This is a genomic window from Brevibacillus sp. Leaf182, assembly GCF_001423865.2.
GTDB lineage: Bacteria > Bacillota > Bacilli > Brevibacillales > Brevibacillaceae > Brevibacillus > Brevibacillus brevis_C.
In genome coordinates, this window is record NZ_LMPN02000033.1 from 196647 (window position 1) to 219886 (window position 23240).

A 23240-nucleotide genomic window follows, 5' to 3' on the forward strand; every position below is an offset into this window, starting at 1 on the left:
ACGGGTGTTACCCCTTCGATTGCGAACGAATCTCTGCTAATTGATGGCGAAGGCCCTCTTCTAGCGTCACTTTTGGTGTGTATCCCAAGCGTTGTTGGGCAAATTGGATATCCGCACAGGTTCGTAAGGAGTCACCTGCCGGCCCATTTTGAAACGTAATGCGGGGGGTCAGATTCATTAACGTGCCCATGATGGATAGCACATCGATGAGCTTGATTTCCCGGTCTCCCCCCACATTAAAAATATCTCCGGGAACAGCGTGCTGTGCAGCGAGCAGATTCGCCTCTACCGCGTCTGTCACATACGTAAAGTCTCTGGATTGCTGGCCATCCCCATAGATGATGACCTGCTCGCCTTTCATCATTTGACGAAAGAAACGATGAAAAGCCATATCGGGACGCTGTCTGGGACCGTATACCGTAAAGTAGCGAAGCATGCTAACCGGGAGTCCATAAGCTTTTACATAAACCGAGCAGATTTGTTCCATCGCTTCCTTGGTCACACCATAAGGGGAAACCGGGCGAAGAGGCGCAGTTTCATTGGTTACGGTCCCTTGCATCGTCCCGTAAACCGAGGAAGAGGACGAGACCACGATGACAGGTGGCTTCGGTCTTTGCAAGCAAGCCTCCAGCAATTCTTGTGTAGCCAAAATATTATGGCTAACATAATCGGCAAAGGACTTTCCCCAGCTATTTCTTACGCCCGGCAAGGCAGCGAGATGGAAAACAGCGTCGACATTCTCGAGCCAAATGTCCCAACGCCCAGTCTGAAGTGTTGTAGAGTGGAAGGTGAAGGCAGGATGTTTTCCTATTTCGGCCAGATTACGCAGTTTCGCAGCAACATCGTAGTTATCGATGAAACCGTCTATCCCGACGACTGTCACACCATCGTTCAACAAGCGCTGTGTCAAATGAGACCCAATAAAGCCTGCACAGCCGGTGACAAGAGCTTTCTTCATCGTCTCCGACGCCTCACTTTCTTCAGCCTTTTAATGACTAAATAACCGTTTTTGTAACCATAGATGGCCTTGTACTTCTTGCCCCACCTTTTCAGATAATATTTGAATGTTTTTTTTCGCAAATAATTACGGCGAAACTTCATCTTGCTGTCTGTGAGCTGACCTTTATGCTTCGTCCGGTTGTAAAGAATTTGGTTGATGTATCTCACCGGATACTTTTCAATTAACCGCAAAATGATTCGCCGATCCTCCATAATCCTTCCCTCGTATCGATCCGAGGTATCCCAACCACCCACTTGATGCAGAGCTTCTACGCGATAGCAGCGTGGAGAAACCATCCAGCGATTGTATTTCAAAAACTGGTATTTGTTATGAAAGGTCTTGTGTTTCACCTTAATCGTCTTGGTATACTTTCCGCGCTTAACTTTCCAGATGTTCATGTTCCCGTAGAAGAGAGCCGTGCTTTTCTTGCTTTTGTGAATGTACTTTTTGATCACTGCCAGCGTTCGTTTCGGTAACCAGTCATCGGAGTCGAGTTGTACGAGATAAGGGGTATCCACCATTGACAATGCCTGATTCATCACTTTGCCGATTCCAGAATTTTTTTCCATTCGATGATACAGAATGTTTGGGTGGTACATATATTTTTCAATTTTACTTCTGGTGCGATCGGTGGACGCATCGTCAATGATCAACAGCTTCCAATCTTTTGAGGTTTGATTCAAGACGCTGTTGATGGCTTTGCGAATAAACTTGGCGCGATTGTATGTCGGAATGACTACAGTAAAGGTCGGATTCATACGTCCTCCCTCTTGACAGCCGGAATGCAAATGGACGATTTGTCGCTTACAATGAAAACTCCCGTACTGTTAGAAGATTGACCCGTCATCATCGATGAGCGGCCGAAAACGCTGTTTGTTATTTTCCAAGCAATGTCTTGCAGCGAGCTGTTTTCCAGCAAAATACTATTTTCGATATACGAGCAATTTCTCAAGCTTACGCCATTCTGGATCGAGACGTACGGTCCTATTTGGCAATTTTCAATCACACAATCATCACCGATTCGTACAGGACCCGTAATCTTCGCATTTTTCACAATGGTTCCTTTGCCAATTTGATGTTGATTACCTAGCTCCCTCGTAAGCATCCACTGGTTGGCCTCCAGCCAGCGATCGATGGTTCCCACATCCGAATACTTTCCGTTGGTGACGGAGTGAGCCAATTTGAATCCGCGATTAATCATCGATTGAATCGCATCCGTTATTTCTAGTTCGCCTCGTGGAGATGGCTGCAGGGTAGCAATCGACTCAAAAATAGGTGGCGTAAACAGGTATGCACCGATAACCGCCAGATTGCTCTTTGGCTGACGTGGCTTCTCCTCTACTGAGATCAGTCTTCCTTTTTGTACTTCTGCGATCCCATAGTCCTGTGGTCTCTCCACTTTACTTAGCATCACGACACCGTCAGATTTTCCCTTCGTAAACGCTTTTGTAAGTCCGTGAAGCGAATCCATTAACAAATTATCACCTAGTAGCAAGATAAACGGTTCGTCTTGCAAAAACGGTTGCGCTAGCTGGACAGCATGGGCAATTCCCAGTGGTACCTCCTGCCTGATAAACGTAATGGTAGCCCCGAATTGACTACCATCGCCCACCATGGGAGGAATCTGTACTTGAGAAGGATGTATCACGATGCCAATGTCCTGAATGCCCACTTCACGCAGTTTGCGAATGCAGTAGTGTAAGACCGGGTGATTGGCCACAGGGAGGAGGGTTTTCGGTTGCGAATAGGAAAAGGGGTGCAGTCGCGTCCCACGTCCAGCACACAAGATTAACCCTTTCACAAGTATCACTCCCCAGTTGTGCTCTGCGATACTTATAAGGTATGCGTATCTGAATAGCTGGACAGGGCAGACGTCCACATTGGAGCAAGAAAAGGCAACCACCTACATCCGTTCCATTCGAATTAACCTGTTTTTAAAAGCGGTTGTTTCTCTTCACTCCGCGTTGGAACAACTGTTTCAAACACGTTCAGATAGCCTTGCGCAGTTGCGTACCAAGAAAAAAACTTAGCTCGTTGCAGGGCCTGTTTGCCCATTTCATTCCGGACGGCAGGTGAACTCCACAATAGTTCCCAGACAGCAGGCAATCCTTTTTTCCAATCTTTTGGCGGAATGATAAAGCCACTTTTCTCGTGGGCAACGACTTCACGAATGCCGCCTCGTGGAGTGGAAATGACAGGCTTTCCGGAAGCCATTGCCTCTAAATTGACACGGCAAAACGCTTCTTTCCAAACGGATGGTGTCGCCACGACATCCCCAATTTGGTAGTAAAGCGGCATTTTTGCGGATGGTACGAAATTGACGAAACGCACCTTTTCACCCAAAGGCTTCGCAAGTCGCTTGAGCTCACGAACATACGGATTCAGGCGATTACTGCCGTATCCCGTGCCACCCACAATGACGAGTTTAGCTTTCGGATCTTGTTTGCTCACCTGACGAAAGGCTTTGATCAGCACATGCACCCCTTTACCCCGCATGAGTCTGCCGGCATAAAACAAGACGCGATCATCTGGCTTCAATCCGAGTTCTTGACGCATTTTTTTGACCGCTATCTTTGCAACCTGATAAGGAGTGACATCGACTCCGAGGTGAACCGCATGAATTTTGTTTGCAGGAATCTTGCACGAACGAATAAAATGTTGACGTAAAAATTCACTGTTCGTAATAAAACCTGTTGCCAGGCGAACGGCGCGCCGCATATTTTCCTTGCTGATGATTGGCTGTGATCCATACACGTGAGAGTGCATATTCACGAAGACCGGGATCTTGGGAAAATGGCGTTTTAAGGTGAGAACATAGATCGGTCTGTTCTCCACGAGAATGACATCTGGCTTGTTCTTTTTGATATGGTTAATGATCCGGCGCAAATAAGGCTTAGGCCCTTGATACGGGACGCGAATGAACTGCCGGTTTTCTTCCACGGATGAGGTTGGATAGGTCGCACATTTACGAGTATAGATCGTCACGTTATGCATGGGCTCGATCATCTTTGTGACCTCGTCTATATCGTGTTCGACCGAGCTTCCTTTGACCGGTGGTACAGAAAAGGGACCCGGACTAATAATTGCGATGTTCATTTCGCTCGATCTCCCACTCCTTTTTCAGTGAAAGAACTACTTGATACAAGTACTGCAATTGTTTTGTATGGTTCTCTTCAAGCTTCTCCCATCTTTCTTCCCACGAAGCCAGCGCCTCTCTCAGTACCAACACTTCTTGCTCAAGCTTGTGAACCTGTTCCACGACTGCCTCATCGGTCTCTCTCATAATAATTTCGAAGGTAGGCTCCAAGACCAGTTCCTTCGGCTGCTCACCTGTTGTATTTACGACCAACTCCTGGACGTTTTCCGTTACTTCCTCTTCCTCTTTTTCATTGGCTTTTACGATTGAAATACGTTGAACTGCCTCATCTACGACATAACTTCCTGAAAACACACCTGGCGTTACCCAATGAGACAGATCCCATTTTTTCCGTTTTTCCACAAGTCATCGCCTCCTGAAGCTGCATCTACGTAATATGTTATGACAGACAAGGAAAATGGGTACGTGTACCGTGACATAGAAAAAACCGCTTGATTTGGAGGAAATCAAAGCGGTTGCCCGTGGTCTCTCATATTTGCTTGTCTACGGAAGTTCAAGCTGTAAAGACGCGCTTGTTCTACGGTTGTAATCTGTTGCTTTTGCCATTCGAGCAAGATCCTGTCGATATAGCGAATGTGGAGTTTGCCAACGGTTGCAGCCTCACGCAAAGCGGTCAAAATCAATTCTTCCTGATAGCCGTCCTGTTCGGTCCACATGTGGATGTTCTCCAATTCAAATGGCGCTAGCGGGCGACCGAATGCCTGCTCAAAACGAGCGTAAATGGCAACAGGTTCGGCATCCAGAGAAACGGCCACTTCCATAAAGGGCTCCATGCTTCTCGGGTCTGCTTGCTGCTCCCGCCAGGTCTGGTACAGCTTTTTGTACAAGGGGGTCAAATTGTATTGCTCATGACGCATGCCCGTCTGTGGATCGATAAACTCATCTATCGTAATCCAGTCTTCTTTTAATAGCTTTTGTAGAGATTGAATCAATCTCCGGCTCGTCATGGACATGCGTTCCTCCAGCTCTGTTAAGGTCGGGAATCGATTCCCTTCCTGCTGGAAGGACAACAGATGAATCAATAGCATCATCTCGTCATCAGTCAATGACATACGCTTATACATTTTCAAAAGAAGGTTGGAGACGGATGTTGCTCCTTCTTGCAACAATTGCAATATATGGGAGTCCATAACGCATATTCACCTCTGGGTTGGAATAACAAGGGAGTGCGTAAAACGCGCTGTCAAACAATAGGAACACCCTGCTGCCCTCGCGCAACAGGGTGTAGATCGTTCAGTGATTAAGGAACTCTCTATGGGTAGAGACGATTCAGCATACGTGGGAATGGAATGGTTTCACGCACGTGATCCAGACCGCAAATCCATGCAATCGTACGCTCCAGACCCAAACCGAAACCGGAGTGAGGAACTGTACCGTATTTGCGCAGATCCAAATACCAGCGATACGCCTCTTCCGAAAGCTCATGCTCTGCAAAGCGTTTCTCCAAGAGTTCTGGATCATCAATCCGCTGGCTACCCCCGATGATTTCACCGTAGCCTTCCGGTGCGATCATGTCCGCACACAGAACCACTTCCGGACGTTCAGGGTGTGGCTTCATGTAGAAAGCCTTGATTTCAGTAGGATAATGGGTGATGAAAACAGGCTTGTCGAAGTGATCCGCAATCATCGTCTCATCCGGTGCCCCGAAGTCGTCTCCCCATTTGATCTCGCTACCTTTTTCCTGCAACAGTTTGATCGCATCATCATAAGAGATGCGTGGGAACGACCCCGTTACATTTTGCAGTTTTGTTGTATCGCGCTCCAACGTTTTCAGTTCGCGCTCACAGTTTTTCAATACGGATTGTACCACATGAGAAACGAACGCTTCCTGAATACGCAGATTTTCTTCATGATCCACGAAAGCCATCTCCGGCTCGATCATCCAGAACTCGATCAAGTGACGACGTGTCTTGGATTTCTCGGCACGGAAAGTCGGACCGAAAGAGTAAACGCGACCTAACGCCATAGCGACTGCTTCCATATAAAGCTGGCCGGACTGCGAGAGATACGCATCCTCCTCAAAATATTTGGTATGGAACAGATTCGTGGTACCTTCCGCAGAGGTCGGTGTCAAAATCGGTGGATCTACTTTTACGAAACCGTTCTCGTGGAAGAACTCATACATGGCGCGAATCACCTCAGAACGCACAGCCATGACTGCACGCTGACGTGGAGAACGCAGCCACAGGTGGCGATGATCCATGAGGAAGTCAACACCGTGCTCCTTCAAGGAAATCGGATATTCCTGGGCGATCTGAATAATTTCCACACCTGTTACTGTCAGTTCGTAACCGCTTGGTGCGCGGTCATCCGCACGAACTACACCGGTTATGTAAAGTGAGCTTTCTTGTGTGAGCTGTGAAGCATTCTCCCACACTTCTTCCGCTACTTCCGCTTTTACTACTACACCTTGGATGAAACCGGAGCCGTCGCGGAGCTGCAAAAATTGAATCTTGCCGCTGCTGCGTTTGTTGTATAACCAGCATCCCAGGCGTACTTCTTGTCCAACATGCTGCCCGATTCGGGCAATCGTCGTCAACATTGAATGATTCCCTCCATTTACCATGCCACGCAAATACAGACTAAGTATACCAACCAATTATACTATTGGGTGCCTGCAAATTCAATGAAAGTCTCCCTGCAAAATGTTAACCATAAAATGATTATGTAAACTATTGTGCATTTGGGAGACCTGATCTCAACATCGGCCTCCCTGCTTCTGAATCATCCACTCGCCCCATTGTTGTTTCCTACCGAATTATTTATCGTTCTCGATATCGTATTCTTCACTACTTTCATAATCTTGTTCGAAATCACTTTCATCCGTGTCTTCTTCCTCTTCATATTCATCCATGTCGTGATCTTCCATGTCTTCCTCGTCACTGTACTCATCTTCCATGTCTTCGTCATCCGTATCCTCGTCTTCCATGTCCCCATCTTCCGCGTCTTCATCATCCGTATCTTCGTCTTCTACGTCCTCCACTTCCACGTCTTCATCATACGTATCTTCATCATCCATGTCTTCCGTTTCAAAGTCGTGATCTTCGTCACTTTGATCTTCCTCGACTTCTTCTGCCTCCAGTTGTCCCATCTCTGTTGACCATTCCAACATTTCGTGTGGGACATCTACTCCTTTTACTCCAATCCCGATCCAGTGAATCACTCCAGTCGCTTCCTGCCCCTCTTGATTGCGAAATACGGTGATCATCGCGGAAGTCCTTTTCGTGTATTTGAGCGACGTATATATCCCCGGTTGATTTGTCATCGCGACCATACAATAATGTGTATCCGCATACGGCTGTGGCAATCGAACAATCACATCTGTAGACTTGCTAGTGGCAGAAAGTCTGAAGGGGACGAAACCGAATTGTTGCAAGGTTACTCCTATGTGATTATGCGTCTCAATTACGGGAAAGGTCATCTTCTCAGCAGTAATGGACTGATCCGCAATGTGATGCGTAGTGACAGCTTTGGACGCAATTTTAGAACCGGTCACGGAGTCCTCTGCCAGTTTTTCCTGCGTAATAATCCGGTTTTGCAGATGCTGTTCTGTTATGCTCTTGCTGATAAGATGATTCCCTTTGAGCGTCCCTTCCTTAATGTGCGTTCCGTCCAAGCTGCCTTTAATGACATGAGCTCCATGAACAGAATGGCTATCCAGCTTGCTCGCATCAATGCTCTGATCGGCTATTTTATCTCGAGTGACACTGCCGTCCTGTATTTTTTCCTTCGAAATGGAGTTACCTTGGAGATGGTCTGCCTGAATGATGTGACTGTTGAGATGTGTAGAGGAAATTGCTTTTTCCGCAATTTTTTCCCCCGTGACGGATGATCTGCCCAGATGGCGTGTCTTGATTGCATCTTTGGCTATTTTGGGCGCTGTGATAACGGCATCTCCAAGTTTGCTTGTCGTAATGCTTAAATCTGAAATTTTGTCTGTGGAAACAGATTCCGGCGCCAATTTTGATGTGGTCACCAAGTGGTCATGCAGATGCTGGGTCTGGATGATGTACTCGCGTAGATGATTGCCCCCAATGATTCTGTCAGTTAAATGCTGTTCTTCCACAGATCTTCTCGCCAGCTTTTCTGAGCGAATGGTCCCGTCGATCAGATGTCGTGAACTCACACTCTCATCGAGCAAGTGTTGCTCTCCTACACTCCTGTTTGCCAATTTGTCGGTAGTGATCGCCTTATCAGCTATCTTGGCTGTGGTAATCTGCTGATCCCCAATTTTTTTAGCCGTCAGCATCCCGTCTTGCAAGTGACTCGATAGGACACTGCCAGCTTGTAAATGTGTGCTGCCGATTGATTCTTTGGCGAGCTTTTCTGACGTGACACTGTTGTTGTCCAAATGCTCCGTCAATATCGCATATGGCCCGACTTTATCACTGGTCACCGCTTCTGGATGTAAATGCTGGCTATAAATGGCCTGAAACGCAATGTGATGATCCGTGATGCTACCAGCGCTAATGTTACTGCCATCTATTAGCTCTTCCGTGAGATGATGGTGGTAAATGGAGCCTTCACGAATATGCTGAGACTCAATTGCATCTTCGTCGATCTTCGTGGAAGTTACTGCTCCATCGCGTAATTTATCGCCTGTGACAGCTCCATCCTCAAGCTTCACTGTGTTTATCACATAATTGGCGAGATTACTTGTTTGAATGGTCCCCATCTTTATTTTTTCCGAAGTAATCGATTGATCCTGGAGCAACTCATTCGTGATCGCTTGATCCTGAATATGCTTGCTCTGGATCGAGTGGTCGGCAAATTTCATCGAGTCGATGGTTTTATCAGCTAACTTCTCCGACGTAATGCTATGGTTGATCAATTTTTGCGCAGAAATCGAATAATCCTGCAAATGCTCGCCACTTACGATTCCTTGCCCCAGATGATCCCTTTGTACCGCGTGCGGTGCGAGTTTGGTGGAGGTTACGCTCTTGTCCGCGAGTTTACTGCTGTCCACGGCATAATCCTTCAAAATCGAATTATCCACGGCGCCTTGCTTAATCTTGGACGCGTCAATGGCACGGTTCGCAATTTTTTCTGTTGTCACCGATTGATCTGTCAAGTCGTCTGTATAGACAAACGATTGGACACGATCATCGTTTCGATCTTTGATGACCTTTGAATAAAAGTTCGGATTGGCAGTTGAGCTTTGTTTGGAGGATCCGTTTTGTTTAGAAGATGCGTTTTGTTTGGAAGCTGCTTCCTGTTTGGCAGTTGAGTCCTGTCTGAAAGTTGAATCCTGCTTGGAAGTTGGGTCCTGTCTGGAAATTGAATTCTGTCTGGAAGTTAAATCCTGTCTGGAAAACGAGTCCTGTTTGGAAAACGAGTCCTGTTTGGAGGATAGGTCCTGCTTGGGTACTTTGGGAATCGGTTTTTGTTGCTCTTTCGGTGTGGCAGCAGAGAGGGGAGGTATTCTGTGAGTGCTCTCCAAATTACTTTCAAGCAGATTTAATTCGAGGTCTTCCATCCACTCCCGATCAGGTGATGATGTATATGAGAGCGGTAACTCGTTCATGGTCTGCCTAAAGGTTTTACTCAGACTTTTGTTAGCTTTTCGCCGGTTCACATTGGCCATAGGGTCTCCTTGCCTCCTGATTTCATTCCCGTATCACTTTTGTAGGATATTCATCCATTTCCCTATTTGGCACCGTGTCTACAAAATTGTTTCATCCTGATTTGCCAAAGTTGCCGGCAAACACAAAAAAACCTGCTTCACCAACTCTTCCTTTGGCTAGCAGGTTCTTTATCTTTACTTATACAGCAACTTCTTCCTTCGTTTGTGACAATAGCGCCCTGAACTCATCGCCTTGCAGAACTTCCGCTTCCAACAATGTATACAAGCCCGTTTGGAATACGGAGTCATACTGTCTCAAAAGATTGCGAGTTTCTACGAGCAATCCCTCCAGCAGACGCTCAACCTCGTCATGAATCCGATTCTTATCCACGTATTGCAAATGTACAATCCCTAGCTCGGACATACCGCTTTGTACAATTTCCTGTGCCATTCCCAGCGCTTGCTCGAAGTCATTCTTCGATCCAGTACTGCGCCCACCGTAGTAGATTTCCTCCGCTACGGCTCCCCCAAGGCTAACCATGATTTGCTTCTCCATTGCTTCCTTGGTATACAGATAGCGGTCTTCCATTGGATTTTGTCGGACGTATCCTAGTGCTTTGCCACGTGGACTCAGCGTGACTTGCGAGACAGAGCCTGGTCGCACACTCTCACTGACAATGGCATGTCCCAGTTCATGGAGGGCAACGCGCTTCTTCTCTTCCTCTGATGCTTGACGATCTACCTTCTCACCGAGCATGACCTTGTCCACTGCATAGGCAAAATGCTTCGCCGTGATCTTTTCCTGACGGTCACGCATGGCATAAATGGCTGCTTCATTTGCTACACTTTCCAACTGTGCGCCAGAAAATCCGAATGTCTCCTGTGCCACCTTTTCCAATGTGACATCCTCGCCTAGCGGTTTATTGGCGGTATGAATGGTCAAAATCTGCTCGCGTGCTGGTTTGTCTGGAAGATCGACGCTAATATGACGGTCAAAACGTCCAGGACGCAACAACGCTGCGTCGAGCATGTCCTTTCGGTTCGTAGCTGCCATGACTAAAATCCGCGGCTTGTCGGTCGTAGCTACACCATCCATCTCCGTCAACAGTTGATTTAAGGTTTGATCGTATTCACGCTGCTGTTGACCGTCCCTTTTTCCACCGACGACATCGATCTCATCGATAAAAATAATCGCGCTGTCTTGCCCATTTTTCTCTGCTAATGTCTTCGCTTCTTGAAACAATTCACGGACGCGTTGTGCACCGACACCCACGTACATCTCTACAAACTGCGAACCTGATGCCGCCACAAAGGCAGAATTTGTATAGTTCGCTGCCGCTTTCGCCATCAGTGTCTTACCCGTACCAGGAGGACCTGTCAAAAGAACACCTTTGATCGGGCGAATCCCATACTGCTCAATTTTGTCTTTGTACACGAGAAAATCAAGGGATTCCTTCAATTCTTTTTTAGCGCGTTCCTGTCCACCGATATCCGCAAACTGCACGTCTGATTTTGGCAGCTCATGCTTGTTTGCTTTTCTTTTCCCACCGAGGGCCACATTCCCGCCTTGTCCATTTTGCTGACGGATGACCAGAAAGTAAATCGCCCCCAGTACGGCTCCGAACACCAAGAATGGCGTAATATTTACACCAAGAAAAACAAGAAAAATTAGCAGTGCAGGTACGACGCCGATCAGTACTTCCTTACGCACGTGCCGTCACCTCTTTTTCAATGGAACGGGGGATGATGGTGTAAAAATCCTCCGTTCCTTTTTTCAAGTAAACATAAATGTTCTCGTCATCCATCAATGCGGATGCTTCGTCGAGCTGATTCCCCTTTTTCCATTGTTCCACGAGGGCTGGAATGCGGCTGTATTCATGCAGCTCCACGGCTTCTGTAAACACAAATTGACCGCTCTGCCATATATCGTTCATCGCTGTCGATTGGTTGTCTATGTCAATGACGACTTTTTTTTCCCCAGCGACCTTTTGTGTTTCCGTTAGCAGATTACGATATTCTGCTGGAAATGCGTCTGGTTTTGTAACAGTTACATCTATTTGAATTTTATCTTTGCTGATCTCCAAATTGCCCAATGTCGCGGACTGCATTTGTCCGATTTCTGCACGGATTGGCTCCTCAATCTCCATCTTTTGATACAAGAACCATCCTCCGAACAGGAGTGCCAAGGTTGCCACCAAAGATAATCCAATTGCGCTCTTTTTCAACTGCACGGCTACTCCCCCCATATATATCGTTCTCGTTTTCTCTCTTTGCAACGTCCCCAGTATATCATATGAGTATATCAATTTCTTATACAGATGTTGGATGGTATGCCAAACAGGCCTTCTCCCATAAGGAAAAGGCCTGTCGTCAAGCAAGCGTATTAGGTTGGCGCAAGCACGTATGAGGTTAGCAAAGCACCTGTGAATAGATCATAGTGAATATAGTGAAAACGACCGTCTTTGTCTTTGACAGTGACTTCCCAAAATTTCTTATCGTTTTCGAGACCAGGAACTAAATGAGTGATCTCCGATTGCGGGAATGACTTGTAAACCGCTTCTTCTACATTCTTTTTTGGAACAGCTAGATCCATTCGATCGAAGCTTACCTTCTGATCTGTCATCCATGCTACAACCTGTGTACCCGCCTTATTTTTCCCGATGACGACAGCGTAGCTCTCTTTGCCTCGATATTCATCAATGGATTCAATCTCCGTGATTGTCGTGCGATCAAAAACCCACTGACGAACGGCTTCCTCAAATTGATTGCGCTCTCCTGCTAAAGAAGCCGTCAGGTGATAGGCGAACCCAGCTCCCGTAAGTAAAATGACGGCTACGATTGATAGGATAATTCGTACTAACACAGCAAAGTAACTCCTTTACGTGGCTGACATTACAATCGGAATCGAAGCTGATCTCTCTTCACTCCAACTGCCGTTTGTATTTGCAAATCCAGCTCCAGTTGGCGAAGCTGCCCCGTAGTTGACTCGTACCATAGTTGGTAATTGACTTTCATTCCATTCGTTACGTTTGAAGTCAAATCTTGAATAGGGAAGGATGGACCTAACCACATCGATAATAACGAAGAAACTTCCTCAGGTGGAACCGCTATCCGATATCCACTCCATCCTTGCCCTGTAGTATCTTCAAGGCGTTCAGGACTAACCGATTGTAAAACTCCCTTGAGCAATAATCCGTGCTCATACGGGGTGAACATCGCATACGGCAGTGCGGCATGATCCTGTATCTGGCCATTAATTCGCACCGATACGGGCTGCCCATCTTTTCTGGCTATTTCAAGCTGGTGACCACCAATTTCTCCTGTGAGCTGAAATTGCTCATTTTGAAATCGCCCATGCAAGGTCTGATCCTGCATGTATACCAGAAATGAGCGCTCCTCGTCCTTCGTAATCTGCTCCAAAAGCTCTGCTACCGTCCTCGCTGTCTGCTCCGTTCCTGCTGTTTGTCTGACCGCGGACGCAGTATCTGTGCTGTCTGTATTGGCTGATCGACTTACTGTCCCCAATACAATCCCAAGCAGAAATAGACCGAGTAGGATAGGAATGAGCCACCACAGCATTTTGGGCCGGATGTACATGTCGTCCCCCCTGTCCCATTTTTGTCTTTAGCCTATGCTATACGGGAAGGTTTTAGAACGACACGGAAAAGTTGCTAATCATAGCTTAAGGTCGGGCGGTCATACTACTTATACACCCCGAGGAGGTGAGCGCGTGACATCTTCGCAACAAACCACATCTCCTGACATACTTGGGTTTCTGTTACAGGAATACCGCGTCTCCTGGGCAGGATTGTCGTCTCCCTTGCGTCAATGGTCGCACACACCCACTCTTCATTTTCGCCATCATCTCCTGACAAAAGCTGTAGCGAAAATGAACAACGGAACGTCGTAGTATCCAATTCCCCTACCTACACCTGCACTGCCTTACTCCTGTCCCCCACCTGACAGGAGCCTTTTACCGTTTTAATGTTTGGAATACGCGGTTTGCTTCGTAAATCGCGCGCTCCTCATCGATAGTCAAGAGCTTATGATTACGCATCAAAAATTTACCCGCTACAATCGTATCTTTTACATCGCGTCCATTTGCCGCGTACACCACATGTGAAATCGGTTGGTGAGCCGGGTGGAAATGAGCTTGGTGGCTATCCAGTACGATCAGGTCAGCTTGCTTGCCTACTTCGATGCTTCCGAGCGTTTCCTCTTGGAATACCCCTTCTGCGCCATAATGAGTTGCCATGCGAAGTGCTTCCTCTGCTGGTACGGCAACTGGATCGTTGTTCACACCTTTGTGCAGGATCGCAGCGAGTTTCAATTCCTCAAACAAATTCAAATTGTTGTTGCTTGCCGAGCTATCGGTTCCCAGTGACACGCTTACACCTTTTGCCAACATCTTCGGAACAGGTGCAACACCGCTTGCCAGCTTCAGGTTGCTCACTACATTATGAGAAACTCTCACATTGTATTTTGCCAAAATGTCGATTTCTTCATCCGTTAGGTGAACAGCGTGCGCGACGAGTGTTGGACGATTGAACATACCCAACTTTTCCAAATGAGCAACTGGACGCAGACCGTAGTCCTTCTCGTTTTGACCGACTTCCCAAGCCGTTTCAGACATATGGATATGAAGTGGCAAGGAAAGCTCATCAGCTTTTTCAATAATTTGGGTAATAAATTCTGGCGAGCAAGTGTACGGTGCATGCGGTGCCATCATGACGGTAATGCGCCCGTCTGCCTGATTATGCCATTCTTTTGCAAAAAGAGTCGCGTCTTTCAGCTTTGTTTGACGTTCTTCTTCGGAGCACAGACCGATCATACCGCGGCAAAGGCGGGCACGCATGCCTGCTGCATCGACTTCCTTCGCCACGACATCCATATGATCATACATATCTACAAACGTGGTGGTTCCGGTACGAATCATCTCGATAAGAGACAATTGGGTACCCCATTTTACTGTGTCTCCCGTGAATTGTGCCTCCAATGGCCACATTTTATCTTCCAGCCATTGTTGCAGCGGCAAATCATCTGCATACCCTCGTAGGAGGGACATACCAGCATGTCCATGCGTGTTGATTAAGCCAGGCAGTATGTAATCACCTTTTTGATCGATGACTTCATCGTATCCTGCTTCCGACAAGTCCTCAGGAGTTGGGCCCACATACGTAATTTTGTTACCTTCGAACGCTACGGCACCATCGTAAATGACTTCATTCGTATCGTTAACGGTAATGACTGTTGCGTGAATGAGGATCGTCTTTTTCATAGTATACACTCCATTCTTACGTCAAATAGTAGGCCAAGCTTTGCAGGTTGGACGTCACATCCGCATAGTGAATGCGAACATCTTTTCCTGCGCGAATCGTCGTAGGGGCAAAATTCAAGATCCCCCTGATACCCGCTTGAGTCAACTGATCACATACGGATTGCGCTGCAGGTGCCGGTACCGTAATAATCGCGAGCTTGATTTGCTTGTTTACGATCGTTTCCTTCAGCTCTGATAAAGGCTGAATCGGTATCCCTGCGACTTTTTTGCCCTGCTTCTCTGGATTACTGTCAAAGATGGCCGCAATCCGCATGTTATCTTTCAAATAAGCGTTGTAGTTACTAATGGCATGGCCCAAATGCCCAGCTCCGACCAAAGCGACACGGATTTCATCGGTTAGCTTCAGAATTTCACGGATTTTTTCCACCAGATAATCGACATCGTAGCCGATTCCCTTTTTTCCAAAGTCACCAAAAGCTGCAAGATCTTTTCTGATTTGGGCAGGATTCACATCAAGATTCTTGCCCATCTGTTGGGAGGAAACGGTGGTCACCTCAACTTGCTGCAAATAACTGAGGTAACGCAGATAAATCGGCAAACGACGGACGACCGCTTCCGAAATCTTTTCGTGTTTTGCCACGTTCGGTCTTCCCCCCTAATTCTTTTGCTTCAATATCCGATATTCTTTTCCATTCGATAAAATGGTAATGGAACCGTCGTGGCTGGTAACGTATGTCTCGGCCCAAGACTCACCCAGGCGCTCCATGACTTCCGTCTGACCGTCTTTCATTTGATCCCGCGATCGGCCTGTCTGAATAATGGCGACTTGAGGATCGACCTGCGTCAGAAATGGTTGCGAAGAGCCTTGATTGCTCCCTTGACCGGCTACCTTTAGCACTTCTGCCTTCAGTCTGTCATTTTGCCGTTCCAACAGTCGCTCCTCTGCTTTTTCATTCACGGCGCTCATAAATAAAAATCGCAGTTGACCGTGCGTCAATCGAAAAACGAGAGAATTGTTCTGAGGCGATAAAAATAACGGTTCATCCGGGAGCAAAACTTCCATGGAGATTTCCTGGTCAAGAGTGAGTACTTGTCCTTGCTCTGCTTCCATCTGTTTTTGGTTGGAGCGAAGCAGCACGACATGGCGAATCGATGGTGCGATCAGCTTGGGCAAAATGACGGCATCTACAAGCACTTGTTCGCTCAATGAAACGTAGCCTCCCATATGCTCAGGCAGATCGTTCGTCACCACTACATAATCGAGCCGTGTGATCTTGAGTTCTGCCAAGCGCGCCGAGAGAACGGGCCAATCTTCTGCCGTACCCGTATCAATCAGCATCGTTTTGCCGCCTGGCATTCTCAAAAGCGTACTCTCACCATGTGGAAGTGCCAAGTAGGTGATAATGAGACCCGAAAATTCCTGTTCTGTCTCTGTTTCAAACGGGTCATCTATCTTTACTGCTGCTTCTTGCAAATACAAATGGCTATCAATCGAGCATGCACAAAGGAAAATCGCACTAAGAACTACAATCCACCAAGGCCACGCTTTTTTCCATAACATTTATTTTATCACCTTAATCCCTATGAGACTATTGCTTCATTTTATGAATCTGACAGGGATTGCATACTAAGGAATGGCTCTATGCGCTCTCGCAGCGTTGGCCATGGACCGCTTTCGATCTGAAATGGCGGCAAAGATTGAAGAAATGAGCGTCCATATCTCGACTCAACCACACGCGTGTCTAGAACGATCACGACCCCGCGATCCAAGTGGTGGCGAATCAATCGACCCACCCCTTGTTTAAATTGCAGAACAGCTTGTGGAAGAGACAAGGACATAAAAGCGTTTTTTCCTTCTGCTTTTAAAAGCTCTGCCCTGCCTTGATAGACAGGATGATTCGGCGGAGCAAACGGGAGGCGAACAATGACTAAACTGCTCAGCCATTCCCCCTGGATATCGACACCTTCCCAGAAGCTGCTCGTCCCAAGCAGGACACTTCTCTCCATACTTCGGAATAGACGCACCAGCTTGCTCCGATTGTTGCTATCTATCCCGTGACCGAATAACGTATACGGTTCTGGGGCCTCCGCAAGACGTTCCTTCATCGCTTGGTAAACAAGTCGAAGCATCGAGTGGGAGGTAAACAGGATCAGCGTCCTTCCTTTCGAAGCCAGTACGACGTCCACGCACCCTTGAATGATCGCTTCCAAATACGTGTGGTCACTCTCTTTGCCTGGTGCGGGGAAATCAGATGGAATCAACAGTAATCCCTGCTCTTCATAGTGGAACGGCGATGGCAGTGACAAGGTACGCACTCGTTCCTCGGGCAGTTGGTCGAGACCAAACTGGCTTTTGATGTAAGAGAAGCTGTTTTTGACCGTCAGAGTGGCTGATGTCAAGATCAGACTCCGCTTCTGCGCGAAAAGCGGTTCTGCCAGAGAGTCGGCAACCTTCAAGAGTGCTGCTGACAAATGAACCTGCTTGCGAGCTGTACGGGACTCTACTTCCATCCAATATACATACTCGGCATCCTGCTCAAGCAAAAAGAAGTGAAGCAGCTCCACGGCGTTTTGCCAGTCTTTGATGAGGCCGAATAAATCTGTCAGTAGACTGCGTACGGCAAAAGGAGGCTTTTCCTCTTGCGGAGTCGTTCGCAAAAGCTGTTCGATGCCCGCAGCGTATGCGGTCATCCCTTCAATCAGCTTTTTGGTTATTTTGCGTATCTTCTCGTGTTTGCCTACAAACGATTCGATCCGATAACGTACCGTCTCACGTCCTGCGTCCGTCGTCTCCTCCGCACGATCTGATGCCCATGCATACAAGAGCTGTGTCCATTGCTGCGCTTTCTCACGTAAGGCAGCGGACTGTTTTCTCAGCTCCAGAAGCTTAGTGGCTACATCTTCTTGTACCGCAGGCATCCAGCTTTGTACCTCTTCTGCGAAGCGGGCAATTGCCCCACTCTCTTCAACCGATGCGCGATCTAACAAGAATAGAAGCTGCGTGGTTGAAAACTGCTTGCCTAAATGCTGTGTTGCGGCATCCTCCAAATGATGAGCCTCATCGACGATGGCCACTTCATACGGAGGGAGGATTCTATTCTCCGCTTGCAAGTCGCTAATGAATAGGGCGTGATTGACAATGAGTACATCGACATCGCGAGCCCTTTCCTTCGCCTGAAAATAGTAGCAACGACTAAACCACGGACAAGCCCGATTCAAACAAGAGCTCGTATCACTTTTTACCTGTTGCCACAGCAATTGGCCACTCGGAGGCATGCTCAGCTCTTCCACATCACCGGTAACGGTTTGCGTGAGCCACGTCAGCATCTGTCCTTTGACCAAGCGCATTTCCTGGCTGCTTCCTTCTACTGGCTCGTCCACGGCTTGTTCAAATTTACGCAAGCATAAGTAATTTCCTCTGCCTTTTAGCGTCGAAGCTGTAAAGGAAAACGGCAGAGACTCCTGCAAGGTAGCGATTTCCTTATGGAACAGTTGTTCTTGCAATTGAATGGTGTTGGTGCTGACCACCAACTGCTGCTGATTGTGATGAGCCCAAATGATTCCCGGCAAGAGATAGGCTAATGATTTTCCCGTACCTGTACCAGCCTCTACCAATAAATGGGCACCATCCTCCATTGCCTCATAGACGGCATGCATCATCGCTTCCTGAGCATCCCGACGTTGATACCCCGACATTTTCTCCTGCATGTGCCCGTTTTCGCCCAAAACATCCTCGAGCTGGTCAGCAAACGCTTTGGTCACTGTCACATCGACATGGGAACGTTTTAGCGAGGCTGTTAATTTTTCTTCTCGCTTCCGAAGGGCCAACTGGCGATAAACATCCCACATGTCTGAGGAATCCGTTTCGGTTGGCGTTCCAGCCAGCTCTGGCAGCTCTATGAGCTTTTCCATCTCGATCGTACGTAAGAGAACCTCGATATCAGAGCGAAACGAAGAGACGAGCATTTGCAGGCGCTGGATCGTCACGAGCGGGAGTCTCTTTAAAATATCGAGCAAGTGGAGAAATAGCTGCGCCGTTGCGAGTGCATCGCTATCTGCTTGATGGGGATTATCGTGCTCGATTTCCAGCTCAGACGCCAGTTCTCCGAGTCTGTAGCTATTTTGCATCGGCAAAAGTACGCGGGATAGCTCCACAGTATCAAGCACGTAGCCGTCAAACGCATAATAGCCCTGGCTCAGCAGGGCTTCTTGTAAAAATTGGAGATCAAAGCTTGCATTATGCGCAACAAAAGCTCGTCCGTCCAATAAACGCAAGAAATCTGGAAACACTTCTTCCAAAGAAGGAGCATCTGCAACCATCTCATTGGTAATCCCTGTTAATTGGGTAATAAACGGCGGAATATCCTGGCCCGGATGAATCAGGGTGGAAAAACTCTCGGTAATCTGCCCGTCATCGATTGCGACGGCACCAATCTGAATGATGCTGTCACCTTGGCGTGGATGGCTTCCCGTCGTCTCAAAATCTACAACTAGTAATCGATTCAAACGTTGTCACCTCGTAACCTGGGCGGAAACATTCAATCCGCACCCATTCACATTCGGCAACGATGGGAAATATTCCTGCTCTCCTGTACATTTAAGGCTGTACGAGCTCGGTTTGCATTTCTGATTGACCGAGCTTGCTTGCACACAATTGTAGATAGATGGGGATTTCCCATAACTGTTCTGCGAATGGCAATGCCCGTTGAAAATATTGTTCAGCTAGGCGCCAATTTTCTTCCACAACTGCGATTCTTCCCAGATGAAAATACCCTAACGAACGTACATATGGCTCAGCGTCTTCCAGGAAATACTTTGCCAACCGTTTTGCTTCTTGTGTATCCCCCAGCTTTTCATATGCGGAAATCATCCCGGATTGTCCGAGGCGATTGTCACGGTTTTTCTCCAGCATGATCCGAAACGCTTTGATTGCTTCCTCTACCCTTCCGTCAAATAACAGCATCCATCCATAACTAAAAAGAAAGTCGTCATTTTCGGGGGCAAGACTGATCGCTTTTTTGACCAGCGTTAATGCGCGCTTCGTACCAGCAATGAGCCACGTATTCCAGGCTAAGCCATGCCACGTCCACCCATCTTTTGGCGAACGCTCCGTCAAAAAATGATAACAAATTTGTGCCCGGTGGTAATTACCCACTGTTTCGTATAAGGAGGCCATTTCCTGAAGAGTATCGCTGTCCAAATCGCGTGTCGGCAGTTGCAAGCCTTTCGGAGGGCTCCATTCCACCGTCTGATCCATCGTATGCAGTAATTTGGCAGCACGCAGCCATAGCATCTGCGCTTCCCAATCGTGCTCGTTTTTTTCTAGATACGGTTCCAATTCGTCCAAAGCTTCCTGTGCGTCGCCATCTCTTAAATAGCATAGCGCGAGGTTGTATTTGGCTTCTTCCTGTTCTGGCTTGATCTCGAGAGACGTCTTAAAAGCTTGGGTCGCCTCTAGCCATTGCTCCTCTTCTGCCAATATGCACCCGATGGCATTAAAGCTGATGGCCACAATGGTAGGTGAGCTTGCAGTCCTGCCGAGAAGACGGAATTCCCGAAAAGCTAATTCGTTCTCCTCACACAAAAGGAGACTGTAGGCGTAGTACAGACGTCCACTTTCCCAGTCTGGCGATTTTTGGACTAATTCTGCAAAACACTTTTTTGCGTCTTGGAACATGCGTAAATGATAAAAGCCCTCTCCTCGGCGAAAAATCGGCTCGTATGGATTCGTTTCAACGGCTTTTGGTGATTCTGAATTCACCTTCGATTGATGCTTTTTTTCTTCCGCTGGAAGCTGTCCTTCCATTTCCTTGATGTTTCGAATTGCATTCGATAATTTTTCTTCGAATTGCAGCCACAGGTCTACGACTGTATCACTTACTTGGCGCAATTGAAACAATTGTTCCGCGAGCTGAAGACGTTCTTGTTCAGAAGCCCCCTGCCACTTCTCTTCAATCGTCTGCGCTTTGTTACGTAGCGTATGAAACCAGTCCTCGATTTTCACAAGAAAAGCCACCCCCTATGAGGCATGAGTACTTTCATTGTCTCACAAGGCAGGTGGCTCTATGCAGGAACGGACAAATCGCTTACAGAATCGTCGCGTGTACTTCTTCTGCGATCAATTCTTTGATCTGATTTTTTTCATCCATGATGGCGACACGGGGCTTGTAGGTTCTTGCCTCTTCATCTGTCATCATCGCATAGGCAATAATAATGACGATATCGCCCTCTTGCACGAGACGTGCAGCTGCTCCGTTCAAACAAATGACACCACTGCCTGGAGCACCTTCGATGACGTATGTTTCCAGACGCGCTCCGTTGTTGTTATTAACGATCTGTACTTTTTCATTTGGCAAAATATCCAGTGCATCCAACAAATTTTTGTCGATGGTAATACTGCCAACATAGTTCAAGTTTGCTTCAGTTACCGTTGCGCGATGGATTTTTGCTTTCATCATGGTGCGGAACACTAACAATTCCTCCCTTATCACTACTTGATTGATGTAATCGTATTGTCAATCAGACGTGTTTTGCCAAAACGAACAGCTAGCGCGATGATGATCGTCTGACCTGCCGTTTCTTGCTCAATTGGTGTAAGCGTTGGATAGCTCAAAATTTCCACATAATCAATATCTGCCAGCGGCTTCTCAGATATCATTTGCGTGATACGATCCTTGATTGTAGAAAGAGCCACGCCCTCACTCAGCCATTCTTCTGCTTGCCTTAGGCTCTGTGACAGCACGAGTGCTTGTGCTCGCTCATCCACTGACAAATAGACATTCCGTGAGCTCATCGCCAGTCCATCCGCTTCGCGGACAATCGGGCATGGAACGATTTGTACTGGCATCGACAAGTCGTGAACCATTTGCGTCACAACGGCTACTTGCTGGGCATCCTTTTGTCCAAAAAAGGCGTAATCAGGCTGGACAATTTGAAACAGTTTATTGACGACGGTCGATACGCCATCAAAATGACCCGGACGAGAAGCTCCACACAAAGGAGTCGTCACGTTTGACACTGAAATATTAGTCAGCATCGGCGTCGGATACATTTCACTCACTTCCGGAGTAAACAGGAGGTCCACTCCTGCTTCTTCTGCCATTTTACTATCCCGCTCGATATCACGTGGATAACGTTCAAAGTCTTCATTCGGTCCGAATTGCAGCGGGTTTACGAAAATACTCATCACAACCAAATCGCATACTTCACGGGCAGCTTTCACCAAGCTGAGATGTCCTTCATGCAGAAAGCCCATGGTCGGAACCATCCCGATCGTTTTGCCTTGCCGACGTGCCTCTTTTATATGAACGCGCATCTCTGCGATTGTGGAGACTTGTTGCATCATCGTTTGCATCATGACTGCTTTCCTCCTTCCCCGTACAATTCCTTGATGGTTTCTTCAGATGCATGGAAGACATGCTCTTGCCCTGGGAAGCTTCTTGCTTCAACTTCTTTGTTATATACCTCAACTGCTTCACGAATAGTTTCACCAATGTTTGCATAGCGCTTCACGAATTTCGGCGTGATATCCGATGCGTAGCCGACCATATCATGGAACACCAGCACTTGCCCATCACAAGTCGCACCCGCTCCGATTCCGATCACAGCAATGTCCAGCTTGTCTGCAATCATGCCTGCGACCTCCTCTGGAACACATTCCAGCACAATGGCGAATGCACCCGCTTCTTGAATAGCAAGGGCTTCGTCCAACAATTTTTTGGCTGCCTCCAGATCTCTTCCTTGTACTTTGTAACCGCCTAATTGATGTACCGATTGTGGAGTAAGTCCAATATGTCCAACGACAGGGATGCCTGCTTGTACACAGCGTGTAATGATTGGGGCCAGTTCACGGCCTCCTTCCATCTTGACCGCCTTGGCCAGCCCTTCTTGCATTAGTCTGCCCGCGTTTTTCACCGCTTCCTCAACTGTTCCGTGATAGCTGAGAAAAGGCAGGTCCGCCACGACAAAGGCACGCTTGGCTCCTCTCGTTACTGCTTTCGTATGGTGTAGCATGTCCTCCATCGTAACAGGGATGGTGGAATCATAACCGAGTACGACCATTCCCAATGAATCACCGACCAGAATCATATCAGCGCCAGCTTCATCCACTAATTTGGCTGACGGATAGTCATAGGCGGTCACCATCGTAATCGGAGTTCGCATTTCTTTTTTCTTGCGGATACTCGAAGTCGTAATTGGTCTGTCGTTTTGTGCCATTTTTCATTGCTCCTCTTTCGCATCA

Annotated in this window: 21 protein-coding genes; 1 reads left to right on the forward strand and 20 read right to left on the reverse strand. The window is 47.5% G+C overall.

Features of this window, described 5'->3' with window-relative positions:
* Nucleotides 1-7: 7 nt before the first annotated feature.
* From ASG16_RS24800 to ASG16_RS24855, 12 genes are all read right to left on the reverse strand, one after another.
* On the reverse strand, nucleotides 8-958 hold the full coding sequence (locus tag ASG16_RS24800; protein WP_056492897.1) for an NAD-dependent epimerase/dehydratase family protein: 951 nt from the start codon (nucleotides 956-958) through the stop codon (nucleotides 8-10).
* On the reverse strand, nucleotides 955-1758 hold the full coding sequence (locus tag ASG16_RS24805; RefSeq protein ID WP_056492894.1) for a glycosyltransferase family 2 protein: 804 nt from the start codon (nucleotides 1756-1758) through the stop codon (nucleotides 955-957). Before ASG16_RS24805 ends, ASG16_RS24800 begins: the two co-directional genes overlap by 4 nt.
* A complete protein-coding gene (locus ASG16_RS24810) occupies nucleotides 1755-2801 on the reverse strand; it encodes a glucose-1-phosphate thymidylyltransferase (protein WP_056492891.1) in 1047 nt (348 codons plus the stop codon). The genes ASG16_RS24805 and ASG16_RS24810 overlap by 4 nt, the downstream gene beginning before the upstream one ends.
* 122 nt (nucleotides 2802-2923) lie before the next feature.
* Nucleotides 2924-4096, reverse strand: coding sequence for a glycosyltransferase family 4 protein (locus ASG16_RS24815; RefSeq protein WP_056492888.1), 1173 nt, complete (start codon nucleotides 4094-4096; stop codon nucleotides 2924-2926).
* Nucleotides 4077-4499: a hypothetical protein gene (locus ASG16_RS24820; protein ID WP_048032678.1), complete on the reverse strand. Its 423-nt coding sequence runs from the start codon at nucleotides 4497-4499 to the stop codon at nucleotides 4077-4079. The genes ASG16_RS24815 and ASG16_RS24820 overlap by 20 nt, the downstream gene beginning before the upstream one ends.
* A gap of 104 nt (nucleotides 4500-4603) precedes the next feature.
* Complete coding sequence (locus ASG16_RS24825; RefSeq protein WP_007723121.1) at nucleotides 4604-5287, reverse strand: DnaD domain-containing protein; 684 nt, start codon at nucleotides 5285-5287, stop codon at nucleotides 4604-4606.
* A 122-nt stretch (nucleotides 5288-5409) separates the two neighbouring features.
* Nucleotides 5410-6699 carry an asparagine--tRNA ligase gene (asnS, locus tag ASG16_RS24830; protein WP_007723123.1) on the reverse strand — a complete coding sequence of 430 codons (1290 nt, stop codon included), beginning with the start codon at nucleotides 6697-6699 and terminating at the stop codon, nucleotides 5410-5412.
* A gap of 216 nt (nucleotides 6700-6915) precedes the next feature.
* Entirely contained in the window at nucleotides 6916-9741 is a 2826-nt protein-coding gene (locus ASG16_RS24835) for a WIAG-tail domain (protein ID WP_056492884.1), read from the reverse strand.
* A gap of 178 nt (nucleotides 9742-9919) precedes the next feature.
* Nucleotides 9920-11431, reverse strand: coding sequence for an AAA family ATPase (locus ASG16_RS24840; protein WP_056492881.1), 1512 nt, complete (start codon nucleotides 11429-11431; stop codon nucleotides 9920-9922).
* Nucleotides 11424-11951, reverse strand: coding sequence for a hypothetical protein (locus tag ASG16_RS24845; RefSeq protein ID WP_056492877.1), 528 nt, complete (start codon nucleotides 11949-11951; stop codon nucleotides 11424-11426). The genes ASG16_RS24840 and ASG16_RS24845 overlap by 8 nt, the downstream gene beginning before the upstream one ends.
* A gap of 152 nt (nucleotides 11952-12103) precedes the next feature.
* A complete protein-coding gene (locus tag ASG16_RS24850) occupies nucleotides 12104-12583 on the reverse strand; it encodes a cell wall elongation regulator TseB-like domain-containing protein (protein ID WP_056492874.1) in 480 nt (159 codons plus the stop codon).
* A gap of 29 nt (nucleotides 12584-12612) precedes the next feature.
* On the reverse strand, nucleotides 12613-13317 hold the full coding sequence (locus ASG16_RS24855; RefSeq protein ID WP_056492872.1) for a hypothetical protein: 705 nt from the start codon (nucleotides 13315-13317) through the stop codon (nucleotides 12613-12615).
* A gap of 133 nt (nucleotides 13318-13450) precedes the next feature.
* Between ASG16_RS24855 and ASG16_RS30610 the strand changes: the two genes are divergently transcribed.
* Nucleotides 13451-13630, forward strand: a complete 180-nt coding sequence (locus tag ASG16_RS30610; RefSeq protein WP_133257456.1) for a hypothetical protein — start codon at nucleotides 13451-13453, stop codon at nucleotides 13628-13630.
* Nucleotides 13631-13693: 63 nt separating this feature from the next.
* Here the strand turns inward: ASG16_RS30610 and ASG16_RS24860 are convergent, their stop codons facing one another.
* From ASG16_RS24860 to panB, 8 genes are all read right to left on the reverse strand, one after another.
* On the reverse strand, nucleotides 13694-14998 hold the full coding sequence (locus ASG16_RS24860) for an amidohydrolase (RefSeq protein ID WP_056492869.1): 1305 nt from the start codon (nucleotides 14996-14998) through the stop codon (nucleotides 13694-13696).
* A gap of 16 nt (nucleotides 14999-15014) precedes the next feature.
* Nucleotides 15015-15638 (reverse strand): redox-sensing transcriptional repressor Rex, encoded by a 624-nt coding sequence (locus tag ASG16_RS24865; protein WP_048032672.1) that lies wholly within the window; start codon nucleotides 15636-15638, stop codon nucleotides 15015-15017.
* A 15-nt stretch (nucleotides 15639-15653) separates the two neighbouring features.
* On the reverse strand, nucleotides 15654-16559 hold the full coding sequence (locus tag ASG16_RS24870; RefSeq protein WP_056492866.1) for a ComEC/Rec2 family competence protein: 906 nt from the start codon (nucleotides 16557-16559) through the stop codon (nucleotides 15654-15656).
* Nucleotides 16560-16600: 41 nt separating this feature from the next.
* Nucleotides 16601-19504: an ATP-dependent DNA helicase DinG, 3'-5' exoribonuclease type gene (dinG, locus tag ASG16_RS24875; RefSeq protein ID WP_056492864.1), complete on the reverse strand. Its 2904-nt coding sequence runs from the start codon at nucleotides 19502-19504 to the stop codon at nucleotides 16601-16603.
* A gap of 91 nt (nucleotides 19505-19595) precedes the next feature.
* Complete coding sequence (locus ASG16_RS24880) at nucleotides 19596-21002, reverse strand: tetratricopeptide repeat protein (protein ID WP_056492861.1); 1407 nt, start codon at nucleotides 21000-21002, stop codon at nucleotides 19596-19598.
* Nucleotides 21003-21084: 82 nt separating this feature from the next.
* Nucleotides 21085-21468, reverse strand: coding sequence for an aspartate 1-decarboxylase (gene panD / locus ASG16_RS24885; protein WP_007723146.1), 384 nt, complete (start codon nucleotides 21466-21468; stop codon nucleotides 21085-21087).
* A gap of 20 nt (nucleotides 21469-21488) precedes the next feature.
* Nucleotides 21489-22355: a pantoate--beta-alanine ligase gene (gene panC / locus ASG16_RS24890; protein WP_056492858.1), complete on the reverse strand. Its 867-nt coding sequence runs from the start codon at nucleotides 22353-22355 to the stop codon at nucleotides 21489-21491.
* Entirely contained in the window at nucleotides 22352-23215 is an 864-nt protein-coding gene (panB, locus tag ASG16_RS24895) for a 3-methyl-2-oxobutanoate hydroxymethyltransferase (protein WP_056492856.1), read from the reverse strand. The genes panC and panB overlap by 4 nt, the downstream gene beginning before the upstream one ends.
* Nucleotides 23216-23240: the final 25 nt, after the last annotated feature.

Bases quoted from the DNA above. Each gene is read 5' to 3' on its own strand.
- panB (WP_056492856.1), bottom strand. From the start codon at position 23,215: ATGGCACAAAACGACAGACCAATTACGACTTCGAGTATCCGCAAGAAA.
- panC (WP_056492858.1), bottom strand. From the start codon at position 22,355: ATGATGCAAACGATGATGCAACAAGTCTCCACAATCGCAGAGATGCGC.
- ASG16_RS24815 (WP_056492888.1), bottom strand. From the start codon at position 4,096: ATGAACATCGCAATTATTAGTCCGGGTCCCTTTTCTGTACCACCGGTC.
- ASG16_RS24805 (WP_056492894.1), bottom strand. From the start codon at position 1,758: ATGAATCCGACCTTTACTGTAGTCATTCCGACATACAATCGCGCCAAG.
- ASG16_RS24825 (WP_007723121.1), bottom strand. From the start codon at position 5,287: ATGGACTCCCATATATTGCAATTGTTGCAAGAAGGAGCAACATCCGTC.
- ASG16_RS24855 (WP_056492872.1), bottom strand. From the start codon at position 13,317: ATGTACATCCGGCCCAAAATGCTGTGGTGGCTCATTCCTATCCTACTC.
- ASG16_RS24870 (WP_056492866.1), bottom strand. From the start codon at position 16,559: ATGTTATGGAAAAAAGCGTGGCCTTGGTGGATTGTAGTTCTTAGTGCG.
- ASG16_RS24860 (WP_056492869.1), bottom strand. From the start codon at position 14,998: ATGAAAAAGACGATCCTCATTCACGCAACAGTCATTACCGTTAACGAT.
- ASG16_RS24800 (WP_056492897.1), bottom strand. From the start codon at position 958: ATGAAGAAAGCTCTTGTCACCGGCTGTGCAGGCTTTATTGGGTCTCAT.
- ASG16_RS24835 (WP_056492884.1), bottom strand. From the start codon at position 9,741: ATGGCCAATGTGAACCGGCGAAAAGCTAACAAAAGTCTGAGTAAAACC.
- asnS (WP_007723123.1), bottom strand. From the start codon at position 6,699: ATGTTGACGACGATTGCCCGAATCGGGCAGCATGTTGGACAAGAAGTA.